The following is a 402-nucleotide window of genomic DNA, read 5'->3' on the forward strand; positions in this document are numbered from 1 at the left end:
GCGGAGTCATCCACAGACCTTCGGCCGTACCGCAATCGTCCTCGGTGATCACCATGTCCTGAGCCACGTCAACCAGACGACGGGTCATGTAACCGGCGTTCGCTGTCTTCAGTGCGGTATCCGCCAGACCCTTACGAGCACCGTGAGTGGAGATGAAGTACTGCAGTACGTTCAGACCTTCACGGAAGTTCGCCACGATCGGCGTTTCGATGATGGAGCCATCCGGCTTGGCCATCAGGCCACGCATACCGGACAGCTGACGGATCTGGGCGGCGGAGCCCCGCGCACCAGAGTCGGCCATCATGAAGATGCTGTTGAAAGAGGCCTGCTCTTCTTCTTCACCCAGGGAGTTGACGTTCCGCTCCTTGGAGAGGTTATCCATCATGGCCTTGGAGACGCGAT

General features: G+C 59.0%; 1 protein-coding gene. It reads right to left on the reverse strand.

The window, feature by feature from the left end:
- Window positions 1–402 (reverse strand): hypothetical protein (locus JWG43_RS19040; RefSeq protein WP_205244470.1); only part of this gene is annotated, 402 nt, incomplete at both ends.

The organism is Desulfobulbus alkaliphilus, from assembly GCF_016918545.1.
GTDB lineage: Bacteria > Desulfobacterota > Desulfobulbia > Desulfobulbales > Desulfobulbaceae > Desulfobulbus > Desulfobulbus alkaliphilus.